Consider the following 21479-nt stretch of genomic DNA (forward strand, 5'->3'; position numbering starts at 1 on the left):
GTGGTAGTGCGGGGCGGATCACCCGCGGTCGGCCCGGCGCGTACCTGATGCGGTCAGGCCGAGGAGCAGATCGGTGACGAGGTCGGGGCGGCTGAGCATGGGGCAGTGCCCCACCGGCCACTCGTGGCGCTCGGCGCACCGCGCGGCCATCTCGCGCTGCACCGCCGGGTCCAGGGCCCGGTCGGCCGCACAGACGACGTAGCTGGACGGGGTCTCACGCCAGGCGTGGCGCGTCGGACGGGCCCGGCCGTACCCGGGGCCCTGCGGACGCAGCCAGGACACGGCGCTCGCCGCGAGGTCGTCGGCGCAGTCGTGGTAGAGCACCTCCACGGCCCGGTCGGGCAGCAGCCGGGTGGTGCCGTCGGGGCTCTCCGTCACGGCCGCCGCGAGCCGGGTGCTGGTACCGCCCACGTCGGCGGTCGACTCCCCCACGTCGAGCGCGAATCCGGCGACGTACACGAGATGGGCCACCCCGCGCAGCCCGGTCGCCACCGAACCGCCGTAGGAGTGGCCGAGGACCACGGGCGGCTCGGGCAGCGTGTCGACGAGCCGCTGGACGTGGACGGTGTCGGCGGCGAGCGAGCCGCGCTGGAGCCGCGGCGTGTGGACGGGGATCCGGTGGCGCCGCAGCGCGGCGCGCAGCGGCCCGAAATGGCGCGGGGTGTGCCAGCGCCCCGGCAGCAGGACGACGGGAGTCATCCGCTCGGCCGCTCCGCGAACCGCTGCCGCAGTAGCCCGCCGAAGGTCAGCAGCACCGCGTCCGTGTCGGCGAGTCCCTGCAGGACCACGTCGGCGCCGGCCGCCGTCAGCCCTCCCGCGTCTGCCGGGTGGCACGCCACTCCCACCGCCCGGACCCCGTGCTCTCTGGCCACGGCCATGTCGCGGGGGGTGTCCCCGACGATGATCACTCGAGCCGGCGGGCAGTCGACGCCGAGGGCACGCCGGGCCCGCTCCCGAGCCGGCGGCAGCAACGCGGCCCGCTCCTCGGCCTCGTCGCCGTACGCCCCGATGGCCAGGTCCAGATACCGGTCGAGGCCGAACGCGCGCAGCTTTGCCGCAGCCGACCGGCGGGTGTTGCCGGTGAGCACGGTCTGCCGGACGCCGGGGCAGCCGGCGAGCGCGGTGAGCGCTCGGGCAGCGCCCGGCATGGCCCGTCCCGCTGCCGTCAGCTCCTCCCCCAGCCGATCCAGTTCGTCGTCGACCGCGTCGAGCAGTCGCCGCACGAGGGCATCGGCTGTGCACGGCCGGTGCCTGGCGAGCGCCCGCACCGCGATGTGCCGTGCGGTGGCTCCCGCGATGTCGGAAACGCGGCCGAGCGGCTGGCCGGTGATCCGTCGGAAGGCCCGGTCGTACGCACCCCTGGTGACGAGGGAACAGTCGACCAGGGTGCGGTCGATGTCCCACAGGAGCAGGGCCGCGGGCGGAGGCGGGTTGTCCACCGAGGCGTCAGGCCCAGGTGACGGCGTAGTCGAGCAGGTCGTCCCGGAAGCCGAGGCAGAACTCCACAGTGACGAGTTCCCCGGCGCTGACCGGGGTGACCCGGTGGTACCGGTCCGGGTTGAAGAGGATCACGTCACCGTCGCGGGGGACGTACCGGTCGGCCCGCGTTCCCGCCACCACGTCGGTGTAGCCCGTGCCGTCGACGGTGCGGTGGGCCTCGTCGCCGGGTTCCCAGGCACGGTCGTGCACGACCAACTCACCGCCGCCCGCGGCGGCGCGTACGACCACGACGCACTGGAGGTGGTAGGCGAGGTAGGTGAGCGCGATGTTGGTGCCGTCGCCGTCGCGCATGATGTTGTGGCTGGCGAGCCCCGCGGCCGGCCCCGGAACACGGGTCCGGACCGCGGCCTCCCCGTAGGCGCCCTGACCGTCCTCGACGGCCACCTCCACCGAGCTGAGCCCGAAGGACTCCCGCAGGGCCTCCCGCGTCCGGGCCGGCAGGTCGACGCCCGAGCGCGCCAGCGCCGCGCGGGCCTGCTCGGCGCGCTCGTGGTACGACTCGATCTCGTCGAGAAAGTCGGCGACCGGAGCGTGCAGCAGCCGCGCGGTCTCCGGGACGGCGAGCAGTTCCTGGATCCGGGCCGCCTGGTCGGCGACGGATACGGCCGGGAAGAGATCGCGCAGGACGACGATGGCCATGTCGCCGTGGGTCAGGTGGCGCAGCGACTCGAACTGTGCGTGCTCGCGCCCGGTGTCTATGACAGTGACTTCCCAGTCCTGGGCAGTCGGCATGCGCCGGTCTCCTTGTACGTCGGTCCGTGTTCACGCCGGCCCGGTGCCGGACATTCCGATGGCAGGAGACGGCGGCCCCTGCATTAACGCAGGCGAGCCGCTCATTCATCGGGATCCCGGGCGCTGTTCTGTAAATGGTGCCGCGAGCACGTGGCGTGAAAGGCGTGGTCTGGCGAACCTACACGGCACACACCCGGCGGTGTCAATGACCGTTCCCAGCATATGAATTGTTTGATGAAAGGGACCGTGACGGCTGTTGGCGACATTTTCTTAAACCTGCTTCACCGGCTTATGCCGGAGTCGTGGCCGACCTAGTGTGAAGGCATGGCCGAGTCCTCGAATACGCGTTCCCCGCTCGCCGGCGAGACGGAGGTGCGCAGCCGCACGCTTGTCGTCACCGCGCATCCCGACGATGTCGACTACGGCGCCGCGGGCGCCGTCGCCCGGTGGGTCGCCGAGGGCGAGGACGTCCGCTACTGCGTGGTGACCGACGGGGACTCCGGTCACTCCGACCTCGCGCTGCCCAAGGCCGAGGTCGCCGCCGCACGCCGGACGGAGCAGCAGGCCGCGGCACGGGCGGTCGGCGTCCGGCACGTGGATTTCCTGGGGCTTCCGGACGGGCGGTTGACACCGTCTCCGGCCCTCCGCCGCTGCTTGACCCGGGTGCTGCGCACGCACCGTCCACACCGGGTGGTGACGCATTCACCGGTACGACAGATCGACCGGATCCGCGCCTCCCATCCGGACCATCTCGCCGTGGGCGAGGCGCTGTTCAGCGCCGTATACCCCGATGCCCGCAACCCGCGGGCGTTTCCCGAACTCGCCGCAGGCGGGCTGGATCCGTGGCGGGTCGCCGAGATCTGGGTGATGACGGGGCGCGACTCGAACACGTACGTCGACATCACCGCCACCCTCGACGCCAAGTGCGCGGCACTGCGCTGCCATGCCAGCCAGCACGCCGATCCGGAGGCGCTCGACGCCGACGTACGACGGTGGGCGGCGACCATCGCCCGCGCCGGGCGGCTTCCCGAGGGACGGTACGCGGAGTCGTTCCGGGTGGTCTCCGCGGACTAGGACCGGTCCCTGGCTCGCGGAGACCACCTACGGCCGCTACCGCCCCGTCAACGCGTAGCGGCCGACCCGCTCGAACACCTGCAGCGACGCCGCGTCGTGGTGGTTGACCACGTTGACGTCGCGGAAGCAGCGGGCGAGCCTGCTGGACTCGACCACGGAGCTGGATCCGGCTGCGGTGTAGAGGATGCCGACGGCCTCCACCGCGTTCTTGGCCGCGGTCGCCGTGGCGAGCATGATCTCCGCGGTCAGCTCGTGCGGGATGTCGGCGTCCGTCGCCGCCACGCGCCAGATGTCGGCGGTGGCCGCGTGCAGGTAGGCGCGGGCCGAGCGCACCAGGGACCTGGCCGTACCCACCTTCTCCTGCACGGTGCCGCGCTCGCTGAGGGTCAGGTCGCTGCCGCGGGCGGTCTTCTTCTGCGCCAGCTCGTGGAAGCAGCCGATGGCGTCCTCGGCGATGCCGAGGGCCAGCGCACCCAACGGCGGATTGATGAAGTGCGCCATGGAGCTCCGGTAGAGCGGGCCGTCCACGACCAGTTCGGCGCCCGGCGCGATGTGCCGGTGCTCGGGGACGAAGACGTCAGTCACCCGGAAGCCGTTGCTCCCCGAGCCACGCAGGCCGACCGCGTTCCACTCGTGGATGACCTCGCTCTCCGCGGCCCGTACGAAGAAGATGTGCGCACCACTGCTGTCGGGTTCATCCGTGACGGAGGCGGAGCAGATGAGCCAGCTCGCCTCCGCGCACCCGCTGGCCAGCCGCCACCTGCCGGTGAGCCGGTAGCCGCCGTCGACCCGGACCGCCGTGCCTGCGGTGTGCAGCGATCCCGCGACCACGGTCAGCGGGTCGCCGAAGATCTCTCTGCCGCCGGCCTCGGGCAGCCGCGCCGCGAGCAGCGCCGAGTTGGCCCCGGCCATCATGGACCAGGCCACGGAGCCGTCGTGCCGGGCGATCTCCTCCACCACGTGCAGCATCACGGCGGGTGGCACCTCGTGGCCACCGAGGGACCGGGGCACCCACAACCGGTACAGCTCGGCGTCCCGAAGCCGCGCCACCAGGTCGGGTGGCAGGTGGCCCAGGGTTTCGACGGTGTCGCGGGCCTCCTGGATGGCGGGCACCAGCCCGGCCACCCGCTCCAGCCACGGCGTGATCCCGCCGGCTTCCTCCGGCAGCGGATTCATCTGAGGACCAACTCCTTATGAGGGGGTGAACAGTGCGTCGAGCGTGGTGATCCGGTGGGGGTCCGCTTCGGGGCGGTCACCCCGGCGGTCCAGGTGAAGCGCGGGCAGCCCGGCCGCGCGGGCGGCACGGACGTCCCACTCGTGGTTGTCACCGACCATGAGGACCGCGCCGGGCGGCTGCCCGAGCCGTGCACAGGCGCGCAGGAACGCGTCGGGGTCCGGTTTGGCGGCGGCCAGGTCCTGCGAGACGCAGACCACGTCGCAGAGGCCGAGCAGTCCGATCGCCCGCAGCTTCCCGGTCTGCCGCCCGGTGGAGCCGTTGCTGAGGACCCCGACGGCGAGACCTGCGGCGCGGACCCGGGTCAGGGCCCGGACGGCGTCCGGGTAGGGCCGGTAGGCCCGTTCGAAACTGTCGAGGTAGCCGGCGAAGACCTCCAGTAAGGACGGCTCGTCGACCGGGCGGTCGAGGGCGACGAGGAACTCCCGCAGCCGCCGCCTTCTGTGTTCGCTCCAGCTGATGGCTCCGCGATGTGCCGCGGGATAGTGCTCGCGTTCCAGCCTCCGCCACAGCTCCAGTACGTCGTCGGAGGGGTCGACACCCAGTTCGGGAAGCCAGCCCAGCAAGGCGTCCGTCACCGATCCGTCGTAGTCGAAGAGGGTGCCGTCGAGATCGAAGAGCACAGCTTTCACGGTATCCACAAGCAACACACTTAATCGAATCTTTCATCAGTCTTCGGCAATGCTGATACCACCGTCCAAAATGTGGACCCGGCGTGGACCTACCAGGAAACGGGCGCTAGATTCCCGTCATTACACCGCGCCAGGGGGAGTCGTGCAAGTCGATGTGAGAAGTCGGGACGGACCACGGTGTCTCTTTTGTTTTCCAGCCGCTATATCGCCCAGCCAGCTACTGGTCTCAACACCTAATTTCTACTTGTTGGCACCGGTCGGGCAGGTGGTCGAGGGCTACCTTTCCATCATGACGAGGGCATGCCATGACACGCCTTTTCGTCTGCGCTGTTTCGACGACGTTCTCGAGGAGTGGTTCCCCGAGATCGAGACGCTCCAGTCTCTGGTCACCGGCTTCTACAGCGACGTGTACGACGCGCCCCCCGTCTTCTACGAGCACGGTCGCGGCGGCGGCGGTGCGTCGGCGTTCGCCGAGGAGGACTACGCCTTCCATCCGCACCTGTGCTCGCTGCCCGGCTCGCTACGCATCCACGAGCCGCTGTCGGAGCTGTTCGCCTCATCCCCGGCACCGCTGCCGGGACTGCGCGAACAGATCGGCTTCCGGCCCTACATCTACGTCCACACGCCCTTCGACGCCGGTCACCAGGAGCCGCTCGCCTACTTCACCGCGGACGACCCGGCGGACGGGCGGGTCACGGGCTTCCGGCTGAAGAAGCTCCTCGTGGACGCGAACGGGCTGGACAGCGGATGGGACTGGCGCACCCATCCCGGCGAGAGCGAACTGAACTCGCTGATCGAGCGATTCACCGACTGGTACACGAGCAAGTTCCGCCACTACTGACGTCCGCTCGGTGCGCCGCTCGGCGGCACAACCCGATCGACCCGAGGAGTCTTCGTTGTTGTTCCAGAACGGCAAGCAGGAGCGTCTTGACCGCACCTACCTGGAGACCGAGACCGAGCGGCTGGACCGTAAGGTGGCCAAGGAGGGCTTCGCGAGACTCGCCACCCCCGAGCGCTATCTGTTCGCCCGTGGCCTGTCCGAGCTGCCGATCGAGAGTCTCGATGAACTCGGCTCCCTGACGCCGATGGTGAAGAAGGCCATCCAGCGCCTCGACAAGACCGACAACCGCACCTACGCCCGGGTGTCCGCCAACCTGCTGGCTCTCACGGTGGCGGACGGCTCCATCTACGACCTGGACCGCAGCCCGCTGGAGGACGGTCCCGCGGCGATCTTCGTACCCAACGTCGGCGGCCAGTACCCGGTGCGCGGCGGCACGGTCGGCAACCGCTCGCGCCGCGTCCTCGGCATCCAGCCCCCGATCGGTTCGTTCTACGTGGCGTCCTGGTTGGGCCTGCTCGGCGTGGAGGTCAAGGCCTTCAACCTGGAACTCGGCGACTCGGAGTTCGAGGCCTGCGAGGCGGCCCTCGACCAGTTCGGGGAGCGCTGCTACTTCCTCTTCTCGACCTCGAACTTCTTCACCCAGACCGAGATCGAGTCGATGTACTTCCTCAACCAGCAGTGCCGCCGGCACGAGGAGCGCGGCTACGTGCCCCGCCTGGTCGGCGCCGGCTACAGCTCGTACTTCTGCCGCCGGGAATACCTGGAGTACACCCCGCTGGACGTCGTCGTCGGACCGCACGGCGAGACCAGCGAGGCGGACATGATCTTCTCCTCCGCGTACGAGGGGCCCCGGGACAACCGGCCCGCCCTGGAACTCTTCCGCGACATCCCCAACCTGCACCTGGCCGACCGGACCGGCGACGCCGTGCGGGTACACGACACCCGGGTCGTCAAGCTGACCGAGTTCGAGCGCCGGGTGTTCTCCGGCGGCCTCGACGTCAAGCTCATGGAGCTGGACACGAAGTACTGGACGCCCACCAACATCATGGACGTCTGCGCTCCCGACGACCTCAACATCCCGCTCGAACTCGCCGAACTTCCGCAGATCGACGCGGGGGCGAGCACCGACGAGTCCGGCCGGGAGACCGGCGCGCGGGCCCGCTCCACGCTCAGCCTGAGCAACTACGTGCACCGTCCGAACGCCATCAAGATGATGACGGTCTTCGGCAGCTGTCCCCGGGCCTGCGAGTTCTGCCAGCTCACCCAGTGGGGCGAGCAGCTCTACTTCTACGACGGCAGCGAGGCCGTGCGCGCCATGAACCGCGCCGCGGCGGCCTACCCCGATCTCCAGATGTACATCTTCGAGGACGACGACTTCCTGCTGCGCCGTTCACACGTCGAGTCCCTGATCTCGGCGCTGCGCGAGAACGAGCCGACCCAGGGCAAGACCATCTACGTCTCCACCGTGCCGATGGAGGTGGATCCCGACATCATGCTCGACCTGCGCGACGTCGGCTTCCGGGCCATGCTGCTCGGGCTGGAGACCCCGGTGGAGCGGGTCGCCCGCCAGATCGGCAAGTTCAAGCCCCGCTACAGCTGGGAGCACATCCTCGAGGCACCCAAGATTGGCCACGACGCGGGTCTGCACATGCGGATCACCGCCATCCCGTTCTATCCGCTGGTGCAGGAAGGCGACCTCGCCGGCGTCCTCAACGGCCTACTCGACTTCATCACCTACAAGACGGGCATCTCCGTCGCAGTGCACCCGCTGGTCAAGGCGGCACCCGGCATCGACCTGACCAAGCACGGCGCCCACCAGGTGACGACCAAGCCGTACACCCTGCCCGACGGCTCCGGCCGCTCGATCGATCTCCTCCAGTACGTCATGCCGGACGATCCGATCGTCTCGGCAGTGGCCCTCGAAGCTATCCGGACCACCGCGGACCGGGTGGACTCGATCGTCGAGACGCTGGGCACCAACGGTGGTGACCACCCGTCCGCGCTCGGTGTGGTGGCCCTTTTCGCCAGCACCGTCGAAGCCTGGCGGCGGACGCCCGGGCGCACCATCGACGACGAGGTGCTCGACGCCCTCGACCTCCGGCTCAAGGCGGCGATCGACCAGATCACCTTCAAGCACCGGGCGATGACCGACGTGCACCGGGTGCTCCGGGACCAGGGGCGGAATCCCCGTGCCCTCACGGACTACCTCAACGAGGAGAACGCGCCGTACCTGCACCTCGGACTGCGGATGGCTGCGGACTTCGGCACCCCCGAGGAGGCCTTGGCCGCCGCCCGGATCGCGACCTTCGCGCAGGCCGAGGGCTTCACCGACTGGACGGTCCAGCACAGCCTGCGCTACGCCCTCAAGCGCCGGATGCCCGAGGACGTCCAGCGCGAGCTCACCACCCTGGTGGATCGTCTGGGCGAGCCGGTCCGGCCGGTCATCGAGCAGCACGCCCCCAAGCTGCTGCGCCTGGCCCAGGCGTAGGAAGCCCGGTGGGTGCCATGGCCCGGAGCGGTGGAAGTTGGCAGTCGGAGCGGGATCGCATCGCGCACGAGTGCGAAGGGATCCGCTCCGAGGTCAGCACCCAGGTCCGGGCGGCGATGGTGGCGGCCGGGCTGCCGGCCGCCACCAACCCGCCGCTCGTCGACCGCTGGTACGACACGTGGATCGACAAGGCCGCCGACGAACAGTGGTACCTGAGTCTGGCCGACGACGAGCGCGGGTCCTTCGTCCGCGTCGAGGGTCTGCCGGAGCTGGCCGCGGCGGCCCGTACGGACCGTCCCGTACTGCTCGTCGGTGCGCACCTGCACGCCCACACGGTGGGCCCGGTCCACCTGGACTTCCTCGGGCTGCGCCAGACCATCCTCGTCCACGAGGCGATGCTGCCCGTGATGCGCCACTACGGGCTCCGCAACTCCACGTGGACCACGCCCGGCCGAGGCTTCAGCCTGTCCTTGCGCGCCGCGCGCGACCAGGGCGGGCTGTTCGTCAGCTACGCCGATGTCGGCGTCGACGGTCTTCCGCTGCTGCCGGGGCCGGACGAGGAGAGCGCCCCGGCTCCCGTGCCACGCATGGTCAGCCTCGCCCGGGCACAGGTGTTCACCTGGCGGGTGACACCCGAGGACGGAACGGGTGGGCGCCGCCTGCTGCTGCGGCTGCGACGACGTGCGCCGTGGGAGGCGGGTGAACAGTCGGCGGACGAACCGCGCGCGTGGGTGCGCAGGAGCCTGCTGGCCCGGCCCGAGACGTGGATGCTCTGGCGGCAGGTGCGTACGACAGCGTCACGCCCCCTGAGCCTGCGCTGGCCGGGCACCGGCGACGCGTCCGTCGCTTCCTGACCCGGGCTTCGCCTGCTCGACAGACCCTACCGAGAGAGAGCGCTCGATGACCATCACCGATAGCTGCACCAGGGCCGAGCTGCTGGCCTCGATGGACGAGCAGCGGAGGCGGATCGAGTCCGTCGCGTCCGTCGTCGACGAGATCGCCGACCTGCCGACCGGGGTGGGCACGTGGACCGTCCGGGACACCCTCTGCCACCTCGCCGTCTACTATCCCGAACACGAGGTGGACGAGCAGATGGCCAAGCTGCGCCGGCTCGCCGCGGCCGGCAGCACGAACCGTCGGCCGGACTTCGACATCGACGCTGCGAACGCTGAACGACTGCGCGCCTACGAGGGCGTACCGGTGTCCAAGATCCTCGACATCGTCACGAGGGCCCGACGCCGCATCCGTGCCGAGGTGGAGGCCCTCGACGACGCATTCCTGGCGCTCCCCGTGGCCGGCACGGCCTGGGGCGATGTCGTGCCGGTGGGCCGCGTCGTCGCGGAGTCGACCTGCACGCACGACGAGGGGCATCTGGACGAGATCGTCCGGGCCGTCCGGGCCCACGACGCGGCCCTCGGGGCCATCCTGTCGTGACCACGCGCCTGACCCCCGAGGCGCTCGACGCGGCCATCCTTTCGGCCCTGCCCGGATCCGAGATCGGCGCGGACGAGGAACTGACCATCGAACCGGTGGACGGTGCGCCACACGTGTGGCGGGTGCGCCGCGCCGCAAACGCGTCCGGCCCCGGCCGCCCGGCGCGGCCGAGCAACCTGATCGTCAAGTTCCCGCCGGCCGACGACGGCGTGCGCGCGTTCAAGGAACGCCTCGGTCTGCCGGCCGTGGAACGTCACGTGCACAGCCCGGACGGCGTCCACGGCACCGAACTGCTGCGCCTGCCGAGGCTGCGCGGCTGGGGCCCTGCGACCCGCGGGACCTCTCTCGTCCTGGTCCTCGACGACATGGCCGAGGGAACCCTGCCGCCCCGCGCCGTGCTCTCCGCCGCCGACAGCGAGCGAGCGGTCCGGGCCCTCGCCTCGTTCCATGCCCGCTGGTGGGACCGCGTCCCGGACGAGTGGCGGTGGCTGCCCGACGAGGCCGCCCCGGCCCGCGCGGACTTCTTGGTGGGAACCTTTCGCTCGGCGGGACTCTCCGCCGTCGCCGAGGCGAGCTGGTTGCCCGCCGAGGTGCGGTCCGGCTCCGCACGCCTCGCCGAGCGGGCGCCGGCCCTGCTGCGGGCGCTGAGCGCGCCCCCCGTGACCGTCGTCCACGGTGATCTGCACTCGGGCAACGTGCTGTTCCCCGCCGATCCGGCGGAGCCGGGAATCCGGGTGATCGACTGGGAGGCCGCGACCCGTGCCCGCGGACCGCTGGACCTGGCCTTCCTCGTCGCCAACAGCGAGGCCGACGACGTGGAACTGCTCGAGCTCTACCGGAGGGAGCTGACTGTCGCGGTGCCTGGCATCACTGCCGACGTGCTGCTGAGCGACTACCGCTGTGCTCTGCTCTACCACTACCTGCGCCGGGTGGCGCTGCGCACGGCCTACGGGGCGGGCGTCCCCGACGACGCCGCCGTCCGCCGGGCCACGGCGGCCCTGGTGCGGCATCACGCCTTCGACGAACTCGATGCGTTGTGAACGACCCGCAGGATTCCCGCAAGGCGGCATCGGCGGCCAGGGGTGACCGTCCCCGCACCGGCGGGGCCAGTTCCACCGCGCTGGGCAACGCGTTCATGCGAGCCTTCCACACCGCTCACGAGCCAGCGCCGGTCCACGTCGACCCGGTCGCCGCGCAGCTGCTGAGCGAGCAGGAGTGGGCCTTCTTCCGCGGGAGCGTCCTCGGCTCGTCGGCGGTACGCGGTCCGCAGGCCGACCGGAACCCGGAGGGCGCCATCCGCTGGTGGATGCGCGCCGGTTCGGTGGCGGCGCCGCACGTGCTGCTGCGCGGCCGTCACACCGAGGATGCCCTGCGCCGCGCCTGCGGCCGTGGAGCGCGGCAGTACCTGCTGCTCGGCGCGGGCTTCGACAGCTTCGCGCTGCGCCGACCGGAGTGGGCGGAAGGGTTGACGGTGTACGAGATCGATCAGCCGGCCACGCAGGAACTGAAGCGGGCCCGGGTGGCCCGGCTGCGCCCCGACGGAGTGACCGGGCTGCGGATGGTCCCGGCGAACCTCGCCGAGCAGCGGCTCGACGAGGTGCTGCGGAAGGTTCCCGGGCTCGACGGCACCCGGCGCACCTTCGTGGCGTGGAGCGGGGTCACCTACTACCTGCAGGAGCAGGCGATCTCCGCCACCCTGGAGGCGCTCGGCGGGTTCTTCACCGCTGGGCTGACCGTCGTGCTCGACTACTGGGAGGCGCGGCATCTCGCTGAGCCTCGGGACGCAGCCGTCGCGAGCATGGCGGCGAGCGTACGACGCAACGGCGAACCCTTCGTCTGGGGCTCCTCGCCCCGGGAACTGGCCACCCTGGCCAGCTCCACGGGATACCAGGTGCTGGCCGATGTCAGCGCGGTCGAGGTGGCGAAGGATTGTCAGGCGAGGGGCGCCGTCGCCCTCTCACCGCACCCCATCGGCCGGTTTGCGGAGTTGGAGGGGTGAGGCCATGACGGCACCGCGGCGGTGGACGCCTGGCGAGCAGGTGCTGGTGCAGGAGGTCTGGCGGGACCGGGTGTGGTCCGCGCGGCCGATGACGGCGGTGCGGGACGACGGCGATCTCCTCGTCTTGTGGATGCCGGCGGGCACCGAGTGGCGGGCACCCGACTCCCCGCCGGAGAGGCCGGCTCCGGCCGACCGGGGCGAGCGGATCGCCGAGTGCCTCGTCCGGTCGGACTGGGTGCACATCGACCGGGTCTGGCGGATGAACACCCTCTGGCTCATGCCGCACGGCCTGCACCACGTGGTCTGGGTCTGCTGGGATCGGGAAGGCGCGCACCTCGGCTGGTACGTGAACTTCCAGCGCCCGTACGTCCGTGCGGGCGCCACCGTCCAGTACATGGACTACGCCCTTGATCTCCGGGTCGCCCCGGACGGCACGGCGACCTGGAAGGACGAGGGCGATCTCGCCCAGTTGACGAGCCGGGGTCTGGTGCCGCCGGAGAGCGTCCGGTCGATGCGCGCCGAGGGAGTGGCACTGAGCCGGGCGGCCCTGCGGCGCGATCCCCCGTTCGACGTGCGCTGGACCGACTGGCGTCCCGACCCGAACTGGCCGGTGCCCCACCTCGACCCGCGCTGGTCCCTGCCAAGACTCGGCGTCGGCGAGCACTCCGGCTGAGACCGGACCTGCATCGCCGGTCGGACCGGCGAGGCCGGACGAGGGGAACGGCCTGATCGGAGCAGGGGGCGAGGGTGCGGTCCGGTCAGTGCACCGAGGCGACGAGCGCATCCCGCGCCTCCCCACCCCCGCCGCAGGCGAAGGTCTCGCGGAACACGCTGCGGGCCGCACGCACCAGAGGCGTGATGTCCGAGGTACGCCACAGCAGGCTGATGGCATGTCTGAGCAGCGGAGCCGCGAAGGGCCGGACGCTGATCGGCGCGCGGCTCGCCCTGGCGGCCATCCTCGGCACGCAGGCGACGCCGACCCCGCTGCCGGCGAGGGCGCACGCCATCGCATAGTCCGCCGTCTCGAACGCGACCACCGGAGGGGGCATCGAACGGCTCGCGAACAGCGCCTCCAACGCCTCACGCGAAGCCAGGCCACGCCGCCCGATGATGAGGGGAAAACCCGCCAGCGCTGTCCAGTGCAGGGGCATGCGCTCCGCCGTCAGGGGATGCCCCTCGTTGGCGACCAGGAGCAATTCTTCCTCGAGGAGCACCTCCGAGCTCAGCCCCGCCGGCACGGAAGGTGGTCGACCGTGGATGTACGAGGGGGTGAGCAGGAGATGGATGTCGCCCTCGGCTAATCGCTCGAACCCGTCGGCATGGTCGAACTCCTGCATGGACAGGGCGATGGTCGGGTGCCTGCGGCGCAACTCGGCCAGGACGTCGGGCAGGAACTGGGTCTCGCCCGTGGTGAAGGTGCCGATGCGCAGTTGCCCTTCCGACACTTCGAGGAACTGCATCAGGTCGGTCTCGGTGGCCCGCAGGATCGCCTCGATCTCGCGCGCCCGCTGCACGAGCAGCTCACCGGCAGCGGTGAGCCGCGCGCCCCGGCGGTGCCGTACGAGCAACTGCATTCGAACTTCCCGTTCGAGCTTGGCCATTTGTTGGCTCAAGGCGGGGGCCGTATAACCGAGTCTTGACGCGGCCGCAGAAATCGAACCGGTTTCCGCCACCGCGACGAGCGCGAGCAGTCGGCTGAGATCCTGCACTATTCCTCCATTTGAGCAGCGGAATGCACCTCCTGAGGGCACACGTGACGACCGAATTGCCATCGGGCATTCGGCAGGGAGGCGTCAACGACGTACGAAGGCTGACCGCGCGCTCACGGCATGGAATGGCCGTGGTCGACGTCTGGTCTCGCGGTGATTCCGCACAACGACATGTCCACGTAGCGCCCCCGTATCAGTGAACGTTCGCCCTGACGGGCAGTCGGCCTGCCAGGGCTACTCCCGGTAGTCTCCAGAGCACGCCCGGCCGGCGCAAGACGATCCAGCCGACGTCTCGCGTTTCGAGATTTCAAGGTGGCGACCACCACCTGCCGACCCGGACGCCGCAGAACGGGGCACCGACCGACCGTCCAGGCACGACGGAGGGCTGCCCGACGGACTCGTGTGCGTGGGTCGACGTCTGGGCGGCGTCGACGCCGGTCAGATTTTATTAGCCACTCGAAGAGGGCCGCTTGACATTGACGTCCATCCTTCGCCTGTTGAGCGCGGACCGGTCGCCGAATCGGCTCGTACAGCCGTAGACCGCAGCCCGGCTCGGCGAGTCGACCACTCGCCGCGAACGGACGCCATTCCTGTCGACGGAATTGGGCCCCTGCGGCCAGTCACAGCCGAGCAGGCATTCCAAAATTCACAGTGCCCGGTCAGGCGGGACTCAAGGCACCCCGGAGCGCGTTGTCCCGGCTCGAAGCGCGGCCGGCGTTGGGGGTCAGTCGGCACGGGTGGTGCTTGGTGTGTCGCCGACGGCGCGTCGATACCGGTCGGCAAGCATCCTGAGGTGACCGAGGAGCTCCGGCGGCTCAATGACCTCGAAGTCGGCGCCGAGCAGACCGAACCAGACAGCGAGTTGCTCGAGGTTGTCAGATCCTGTGCGCACCCTGCAGCGATCTCTACCGATAAATTCGACGGGCCCTACTGCTGGTGGGAGTCTTTCGACGACGACTTCGGCGGGCAGGTGCACGATGATTGTCGCCCGGCGTCGCCACACGGCTCGGCCGATCCCGCGCATGACGTATGCGCCGACGTCCGGGTCCGGCAGCGGCCGGGCGAGAAACCGAGGCCCGTGCGGTAGACGCAAGGTCATACGGTCGACGCGGTAGGTGCGCCAATCTTCCCGCTGGATGTCCCAACCGACGAGGTACCAGCGTCTCCCCCAGTTGACCAGGCGGTAGGGCTCGGCCTCACGGCGAGACTCTGAGGCGTCGTGGGAGCGGTAGTCGAAACGCAGTCGTTGCCGGTCTCGGCACGCTGCGGCGATCTCGCTGAGCGTCGTTGCGGCAACCCGCTGATTGTCGTCGCCTGCCGAGACCGCGACACTGTAGGTCTGTAGCGCGTTGATTCGGTTCCGCAGCCGGGTTGGCAGCACTTGTTCGAGTTTCGCCAAGGCTCGGGCGGAGGATTCCTCGATGCCGGCTACGGACGGCGTGGCGGTGCGCAGTCTGATGGCGATGGCGACGGCGTCCTCGTCATCGAGCAGTAGCGGCGGGAGGACTGCGCCCGCGGCGAGGCGGTAGCCGCCGTCGGTGCCGAACGTGGCGTGCACCGGGTAGCCGAGAGCGCGGAGACGCTCGACGTCGTTGCGCACGGTTCTGGTGGTCACGTTCAGCCGCTCGGCCAGCTCGGTGCTGCTCCACCTGCGTGAGGTTTGCAGGAGAGACAGCAGCCGGAGCAACCGCGCCGATGTTTCCAACATGCTGGAAGTTTCCCACCCCAGTAGGAAACTGATGTTCCTACTTCGATGCCAGAGTCTGCGGCATGGACAACACGACGCCACCGCTGGCTCGGACTCTTTGCTGTCCTCGCGGCGATGATCATGAACTTGCTCGATGCCACTGTCGTCAACATCGCGGCGCAAGCGATCAGAGCGGATCTTGGCGGGTCACATGCGAGCGTGCAGTGGATCGCCGCAGCCTGCACCTTGGCATTAGCTGGAGGCCTGCTGACAGGCGGGCGCCTGGGCGACATATTTGGCCGCAAGGTGCTTCTGCTGGTGGGCGCCGCCGGTTTCGTGGCCGCCTCCCTGGCCTGTGCGGCCGCGTGGTCGCCCGACACTCTGATCGCCGCCCGGACGGTGCAAGGCCTGTTCGCCGCGTTGATGATTCCGCAGGCCTTCGGGTTGGTCCGGACCTCTTCCCGCCCGAGGAGATCGGGAAGGCGCGTTCGGCACGTTGGGCCCCGTGATCGGCCTGTCGGCCCTGGCGCGTCCATCGTCGCGGGGTTGCTCATCAACGCAGACCTGTTCGCTCTCGGATGGCGCCTGGTGTTCCTGATCAATGCTCCGATTGGCGCGTTCACCGGCTACCGAAGAAGGCACGTCAAACAACCATGGCGGAGGTGAATCAGGAGCAGCTCGCGAGCATCTGACAGCAAGCCGAGACCTAATCCCACTCAGACCTCACCATTTTCTGGAGTAATCAATGATCCTCGTGACTGCGGCTACGGCACCCGTGGGCCGGTCCATCGTCGAGCAGCTGGTGTCGATCGGTAAGCCTGCACGGGCCCTGACTCGTGATCCGCAGCAGGCGGATCTTCCTGCCGGCGCTGAGGTCGTCGCCGGCGACATGAAGGACCCTGGGACTCTGCCGGCTGCGGTGAGGGACGTCGACGGGATCTTCGTCCTCGCCATGGGCCCTGGGGTGCCGGAGCTCATCGAGGCCGCGAAGAACGCCGGTGTCAAGCGCGTGGTGTTCCAGTCCACGGCGGAGATCGACGACAACGCGGAGCAGCAGCCCAACGACATCGCGGCGTTCCACCACGGAATCGAGCAGGCGATCATCGACTCCGGGATGCAGTGGACCTTCCTGCGACTGGACATCAACTCCGCCGACGCGCTGCACTGGGCATTCGACGTCCCTGGACAGCTCGCGGCCGGTGACGTCGTTCGAGGCCCCTACGCTGACGCAGCAGGCTCCCCGATTCACCCCGCTGACCTCGCCGGGATCGCTGTGGCAGCGCTGACCCAGGACGGGCACAGCGAGCAGCGTTACCACGTCACCGGACCACAGTCGCTTACCCACCGGGAGCAGATCGAGCTGATCGGCAGGACGCACGGCCGTGAGCTGCGATACGAGGAGATCGATCCCGCGACCGCGCGGGCGGAGATCGCCCCGCACGCGCCTGCTGACCTTTTGTTCGCCACTTGGGAGACGCACGTCAACAAGCCCGCGCCGGTCACGGACACCATCGAGCGCGTGACCGGCCGGGCGCCGCGCAGCATGCGCGAGTGGGCCGAAGCGCACGCTCGTGTCGGTTCGGATCGGTAGCTCGTGTCCCACGTGATTGGATCGCGCCGACTCGGGCGCACAAACCGTGCCCCCGAGTCGGCGCGACAATCGGCAGCCCGCTACCGGCGGCCGAACTTGACACTCACCTTTGCTACTGGTCAGGCGGGTACGAACTGCCACTGTTGGTTGGTGCCGTTGTTGGCGGTCCATTGGACGACTTGGGCGCCGTCACTGGTTGAGGCGGCGTAGACGTCGGCCACCAGTGCGTTGGCCTGGTTGACGATGGTGTAGTAGCCGTTACCGGTGGGTCGCAGGTACCACGTCTGGTTGGTGCCGCCGTTTGCCGACCACTGCTGCAGTTGCAGGCCGGTCGTGGTGCTGGCGCCGTTGACGTCGAGCACCTTTCCCGAGGCGGTGTAGCGCAGGGTGTAGGCGTCCTGCGTGGCGTTGATCGTCCAGGTGGGGGTGCCGCTCTGCTGGATCGCCTTGGCGCCGTCGGCGGTGGAGTTGCCGGCGATGGCCAGGGGTTTGCCGCTGTTGCGGTTGACGATGCGGTAGGTGCCGGGAGTGGGCCCGGTTCCACCGCTTCCACCGAGGTTGAGGTATTCGACCGAGTCGGTGAAGGTGGTGCTGCCGGACTTGGTGGTCGACAGTTGCAGGTACACGCGGCTGCCGGTGGCGGGGGCGGTGAAGGACACCGGTTGGGTGACCCGTGAGCCGAGTGGGATGGTCAGGGTGGTGTTGCCGGACGCGACGACCGCGCCGGTCGGGCTGTCGAGCCGGGCGGTCCAGGCGAAGCCCACCGACGTGTTGGTGAAGTCGTCGTTGAACACGGTGATGGTGCGGGTCACCGTGGCGTTGCGGGCGTAGCTGGGTACCGCCTGCGGTAGTGGGAAGGTGCCGTTGGAGTCCGAGTTGCCGGAGGCGGACCAGTACGGGAGGTCGACCGCGGCCACCGGGTTGAACGCCGCCTGCACACGCTGGATCTGCGGGTTGCTCCACGGGTCGGGCAGGTTGTCCGCACCGTAGATGGGGTGACCACCCTCCTCCGGGGTGAAGTCGGTGCTCCGCACGCCGGGCACGACGCTGGCCCAGGCGGACAGCAGCGTGTACGGACGCAGGTCGGTGGCGCCCTTGCCGCGCTTGGCCAGGGTCGCCGTGGCGAACCACTCGAAGCCCTGCTTGTTGTTGCACGCCGGCCAGATGTACTCGCCCTCGCCGTCGGGCCGCCCGTTCACGGTGATCAGGCCCTCCCCGTACCTGCCGAAGCCGTCGACGTAGTGCGGGATCACCGCGAAGTTGGCGTACGTCATCCCGGGATACAGGCTGACATTCCCGCCGACGCCCACCTCGGCGATGATCGGCCGGGTGCCGTCGGCGCCGTTCATCGCCGCGTACAGCTCCTTCTCGAACTGTTCGGAATCCTGGCCGCTCTGGTTCGGCTCGTTGTTCTGACTCCAGCGGATGATCGCGGGGTGGTTGCGGTCGCGCAGGACCAGCGCACGGGCGTGGTTGACCATGTTGTCGTGCCCGACGGACTCCTTCCACTCCTGCGAGGACTGGGAGCCGCGAATCGCGACCTCGTCGATGATCATCAGGCCCATCTCGTCGGCGACGTCCAACATGTACGGGCTTCCGGGCTCCTGGTGGATGCGCACCACGTTGTAGTTCAGCCGCTGGTAGTTGTCCACCGCCTGCGGCCAGCCGCCGTTGCCGGACGACGGGGGCAGGAAGCCGGGCAGGGTGTGGTACGCGTCGCCCTTGCCGCCGTTGTTGATCCGGTCATAGTCGGCACCCTGGAGGTTGTCGCCGCGGAAGTTCACCCGCACGCCGTTGAGGTAGTAGTAGTCACCGTTCTGGGTGGCCTCCCGGAACCCGAATCGGTACTCGGCGTCGCTCGTCCGGCCGTCGTCGGTGGCGGCACGCACCGTCAGCCCGTGCAGCTGCGCCCGGTACCCCGACCGGTACGGCACGTTGGGCCACCAGTACGAGGTGCTGTCGAGGTTCCACGCGACCGGCCCGACGGTCACGGTCACGGTCGAGCGGGCCGCCACGGTGACCGTACGGCTGGGCAGTTCCGGGTAGCTGAAGGCCGTTCCGTTCTTGGACGCCAGCGACCCGGTCAACGTCACCGACCGGGAACTGCCCGACGTGTTGCGCACCGTCACGTCGTAGGTCAGCGTCTTGTTCGCCACCGACGTACGCACGAATGTATCGCTGACGTACACCGCCGGGTACACCCGCAGGAACGCGGACCCGAAGATCCCCTGCGGTACCGCCTCGGACCACGTGGCGGCGTCGGGCACCAGGTACCGGCCGTTGGATGCCTTCAACGCGCCGCGGCCCTTCACGTTCACGGTGATCGTGTGGGTGGTGCCGGGCGCCGCGTAGGCGCTGATGTCGAAGTTCGACGGGGTGAACGCCGTCGTCTGGGTCGCGACCACGCGGCCGTCGACCGACAGTGTCGCCTGGTGGTTGACGGCGCCGAACTCGATCCAGGTCGACTGCGGCTGCCCCGAGTCCGGCACCGTGATGCTGCGCGAGTACACCGCCTCGGTCACGTCGGTGAAGCCCTGCTTGTACCAGCCACCACCAGGCACCGCGATCGAGGTCGTTCCCCGACCCGCGGGCGTGAAGGCCCACGTCCCGGCCAGATCGACCGAGGCGATCGCGCCGTTACCGGCCGCCACACCATCAAGTCCGGCGGCCGCGACACTCTGCGTCACGACCGGCGCGGCCAGGGCCGGCCCCGGGGTCGCCAGGGTCAGGCCACCCAGCGTCAGAGGCAGGCCGAGCGCCACAGTCGCGGCCAGCCCTCTGGCCAACGCCGACAATCGGCCACCCCAGTGGACGTTCGTGTGATGCACGGTTACCTCCTGTGACTCATCCGCCAGCTCTGCAACACCGGTTCAGGGCATGGACTCAAGGCCGATGCACGAATCGATTCGACAAGTCTGCCGGCGTCGCCGACCACCCGGGAAGGATGGTTGCGGCCCGAATACATAGATATGCATTAATGGGTGCATCGAGCGTGAAGTCAAGGTTTCAGGACGGTTACTTCCTGCTCCTGACGCCTCGCAAGCTCCGAGTGGCCGCCGACGAGTACGACCCTTCCGGAGTGCTAGGGCATCGCGCTCAGACATTCCGTGTCGCCGGCCCACCGACGCTGCGCTGATCGAGTAGCGAACCGATTCGCCCCCGTGACCCCCGGCCGCGTGACACGCTGAAGGCGTGGCCGGCACTGTGGCCCTCGGCGAAGTCGGCGGGCGGCGCGGCCTGACTTGTTCGGTTCGAAACGGAAGTTAGGGTGTTGGTGAGGAACGTGCTTCGCCAGCGTCACGGGCGGGTTACGGGCTCTTGATGGCGGGTGTCTGACTGCGTAGACATGACTACGCAATCATACAGGACTATGGCCGACGATGGGAGCTGCCGTGACGCGACTGGCGAGGCCGGGTGGAAGCCCTCCGACGCCGCGCAGCGTGGACGTCGCGCGGCTGGCCGGCGTTTCCCAGAAGACGGTGTCCAGGGTCCTCAACGACGAGCCGTATGTCTCGGCCGACGTGCGCCGGCGGGTCCTGGACGCCGCCGAGGAGCTCGGCTACCGGCGCAACCAGGCGGCCCGGGCGCTGGCGTCCGGGCGGACCCGGTCGATCGGCGTGGTGACGCTCGGCAGCGCCTTGTACGGGCCGGCGTCGTGGCTCATGGGCATCGAGCGGGCGGTCCGGGAGGTGGGCTACACGCTGCGGTTGGCCGACACGATCGAGGGCGACCCGGGCGGCATCGCGAGCGCCCTGGCGTCGCTGCTGGACCAGGGCGTGGACGGCGTCGTCATCTCCGAGCCGATCGACGAGGGCGTCGGCCTCATCAGCGTCGACGTGCCGGTCCTGGTCCTCGGCGCGCCGCCCACCTTCGCCGCGCCGCAGGTGGTGACCGCCAGGGTCGGCGCGGGCCGGCTCGCGCGGGCCGCGACCGAGCACCTGCTGGAGCTGGGGCACGCGACCGTCCATCACCTGGCCGGCCCGCAGCGGTGGTATTCGGCACGGGACCGTCTCGCCGGCTGGCGCGAGGCGCTGCGAGCCCATGGCGCGGACGAGCCGCCGGTCGTCGAGGGCGACTGGTCGGCCACGTCCGGCTACGCGGCGGGCCGGGAACTGGCCGGCGATGGCACCGTGACCGCGGTGTTCGCCGCGAACGACGACATGGCGATCGGTCTCATCCGCGCGCAGCTCGAGGCCGGGCGCCGCGTGCCCGAGGACATCAGCGTCGTCGGATTCGACGACATCCCGGTCGCCGCCTACGTCACTCCCCCGCTCACCACCGTGCGGCAGCGGTTCGACGAGGTCGCGCGGCAGGGCCTCGCGCTGCTGGTACAGGTCATCGAGAAGCCGGACGTCGAGCTTCCACCGGCGGCCGACCAACCGGTCGAGCTCGTCGTCCGCGCCTCGACGGCGCCACCACCGCCCCGGCCGATCCCGGGACCTGGCCGCCGGGAGATTCCCCATGCCCACGGTGGCCCGCACGGTCAGCCCGCCGGCAGCGAAGTCCCATCCACCCGGCCCTGATCAGCGTCGAACTGTCCACCTACGGCGGCACGTCA

19 protein-coding genes are annotated in these 21479 nt (G+C 69.7%); 11 read left to right on the top strand and 8 right to left on the bottom strand.

All coding sequences use genetic code 11. The annotated features are described in order from the left end of the window. Positions 1-18 precede the first annotated feature (18 nt). Genes AB0B39_RS12140 through AB0B39_RS12150 form a run of 3 tightly spaced genes read right to left on the bottom strand, consistent with a single transcriptional unit; the run spans position 19 to position 2232 of the window. On the bottom strand, positions 19-699 hold the full coding sequence (locus tag AB0B39_RS12140) for an alpha/beta hydrolase (protein WP_357574295.1): 681 nt from the start codon (positions 697-699) through the stop codon (positions 19-21). Then, positions 696-1439 (bottom strand): HAD family hydrolase, encoded by a 744-nt coding sequence (locus AB0B39_RS12145; protein WP_357574296.1) that lies wholly within the window; start codon positions 1437-1439, stop codon positions 696-698. The genes AB0B39_RS12140 and AB0B39_RS12145 overlap by 4 nt, the downstream gene beginning before the upstream one ends. Before the next feature lie 7 nt (positions 1440-1446). Continuing rightward, positions 1447-2232 carry a hypothetical protein gene (locus AB0B39_RS12150; RefSeq protein WP_357574297.1) on the bottom strand — a complete coding sequence of 262 codons (786 nt, stop codon included), beginning with the start codon at positions 2230-2232 and terminating at the stop codon, positions 1447-1449. A 324-nt stretch (positions 2233-2556) separates the two neighbouring features. Between AB0B39_RS12150 and AB0B39_RS12155 the strand changes: the two genes are divergently transcribed. After that, positions 2557-3306: a PIG-L deacetylase family protein gene (locus AB0B39_RS12155; RefSeq protein WP_357493129.1), complete on the top strand. Its 750-nt coding sequence runs from the start codon at positions 2557-2559 to the stop codon at positions 3304-3306. Between the two features lie 36 nt (positions 3307-3342). Here the strand turns inward: AB0B39_RS12155 and AB0B39_RS12160 are convergent, their stop codons facing one another. Both AB0B39_RS12160 and AB0B39_RS12165 read right to left on the bottom strand, forming a co-directional pair. Continuing rightward, complete coding sequence (locus AB0B39_RS12160) at positions 3343-4482, bottom strand: acyl-CoA dehydrogenase family protein (RefSeq protein WP_357493131.1); 1140 nt, start codon at positions 4480-4482, stop codon at positions 3343-3345. A gap of 15 nt (positions 4483-4497) precedes the next feature. Then, positions 4498-5163 (bottom strand): HAD family hydrolase, encoded by a 666-nt coding sequence (locus AB0B39_RS12165; RefSeq protein ID WP_357493133.1) that lies wholly within the window; start codon positions 5161-5163, stop codon positions 4498-4500. Between the two features lie 298 nt (positions 5164-5461). Here AB0B39_RS12165 and AB0B39_RS12170 point away from each other — a divergent pair, with 298 nt between their 5' ends. From AB0B39_RS12170 to AB0B39_RS12200, 7 genes are read left to right on the top strand one after another with little or no spacing between them, the layout of a single operon-like run. Continuing rightward, a complete protein-coding gene (locus AB0B39_RS12170; RefSeq protein ID WP_357493135.1) occupies positions 5462-6013 on the top strand; it encodes a hypothetical protein in 552 nt (183 codons plus the stop codon). Positions 6014-6068: 55 nt separating this feature from the next. After that, on the top strand, positions 6069-8501 hold the full coding sequence (locus AB0B39_RS12175) for a radical SAM protein (RefSeq protein WP_357493138.1): 2433 nt from the start codon (positions 6069-6071) through the stop codon (positions 8499-8501). 17 nt (positions 8502-8518) lie between these two features. Next, on the top strand, positions 8519-9355 hold the full coding sequence (locus AB0B39_RS12180) for a hypothetical protein (protein WP_357493140.1): 837 nt from the start codon (positions 8519-8521) through the stop codon (positions 9353-9355). A 46-nt stretch (positions 9356-9401) separates the two neighbouring features. Continuing rightward, complete coding sequence (locus tag AB0B39_RS12185; RefSeq protein ID WP_357493142.1) at positions 9402-9935, top strand: hypothetical protein; 534 nt, start codon at positions 9402-9404, stop codon at positions 9933-9935. Then, the gene (locus tag AB0B39_RS12190) at positions 9932-10975 is read left to right on the top strand and encodes a phosphotransferase (RefSeq protein ID WP_357493144.1); all 1044 of its coding nucleotides are present in this window, start codon (positions 9932-9934) and stop codon (positions 10973-10975) included. The genes AB0B39_RS12185 and AB0B39_RS12190 overlap by 4 nt, the downstream gene beginning before the upstream one ends. Continuing rightward, complete coding sequence (locus tag AB0B39_RS12195; RefSeq protein WP_357574298.1) at positions 10972-11934, top strand: class I SAM-dependent methyltransferase; 963 nt, start codon at positions 10972-10974, stop codon at positions 11932-11934. Before AB0B39_RS12190 ends, AB0B39_RS12195 begins: the two co-directional genes overlap by 4 nt. Positions 11935-11938: 4 nt before the next feature. Then, positions 11939-12607 carry a DUF402 domain-containing protein gene (locus AB0B39_RS12200; protein WP_357493147.1) on the top strand — a complete coding sequence of 223 codons (669 nt, stop codon included), beginning with the start codon at positions 11939-11941 and terminating at the stop codon, positions 12605-12607. A gap of 85 nt (positions 12608-12692) precedes the next feature. On the opposite strand, the gene AB0B39_RS12205 is transcribed toward AB0B39_RS12200, so the two are convergent. After that, entirely contained in the window at positions 12693-13643 is a 951-nt protein-coding gene (locus tag AB0B39_RS12205; RefSeq protein WP_234580884.1) for a LysR family transcriptional regulator, read from the bottom strand. A gap of 724 nt (positions 13644-14367) precedes the next feature. Beyond that, the gene (locus AB0B39_RS12210; RefSeq protein WP_357574299.1) at positions 14368-15351 is read right to left on the bottom strand and encodes a YafY family protein; all 984 of its coding nucleotides are present in this window, start codon (positions 15349-15351) and stop codon (positions 14368-14370) included. Positions 15352-15465: 114 nt separating this feature from the next. Between AB0B39_RS12210 and AB0B39_RS12215 the strand changes: the two genes are divergently transcribed. Together AB0B39_RS12215 and AB0B39_RS12220 are read left to right on the top strand one after the other, a co-directional pair. Continuing rightward, entirely contained in the window at positions 15466-15996 is a 531-nt protein-coding gene (locus AB0B39_RS12215) for an MFS transporter (protein WP_357493152.1), read from the top strand. A 79-nt stretch (positions 15997-16075) separates the two neighbouring features. After that, positions 16076-16921 (top strand): NAD(P)H-binding protein, encoded by an 846-nt coding sequence (locus tag AB0B39_RS12220; RefSeq protein ID WP_357493154.1) that lies wholly within the window; start codon positions 16076-16078, stop codon positions 16919-16921. A 119-nt stretch (positions 16922-17040) separates the two neighbouring features. On the opposite strand, the gene AB0B39_RS12225 is transcribed toward AB0B39_RS12220, so the two are convergent. Then, entirely contained in the window at positions 17041-19749 is a 2709-nt protein-coding gene (locus AB0B39_RS12225; protein ID WP_357574300.1) for an RICIN domain-containing protein, read from the bottom strand. A gap of 564 nt (positions 19750-20313) precedes the next feature. Between AB0B39_RS12225 and AB0B39_RS12230 the strand changes: the two genes are divergently transcribed. Beyond that, positions 20314-21444 carry a LacI family DNA-binding transcriptional regulator gene (locus tag AB0B39_RS12230; protein WP_357493157.1) on the top strand — a complete coding sequence of 377 codons (1131 nt, stop codon included), beginning with the start codon at positions 20314-20316 and terminating at the stop codon, positions 21442-21444. Positions 21445-21479: the final 35 nt, after the last annotated feature.

This window comes from Micromonospora sp. NPDC049114, from assembly GCF_040648635.1.
In the GTDB taxonomy this organism is placed as follows: domain Bacteria; phylum Actinomycetota; class Actinomycetes; order Mycobacteriales; family Micromonosporaceae; genus Micromonospora.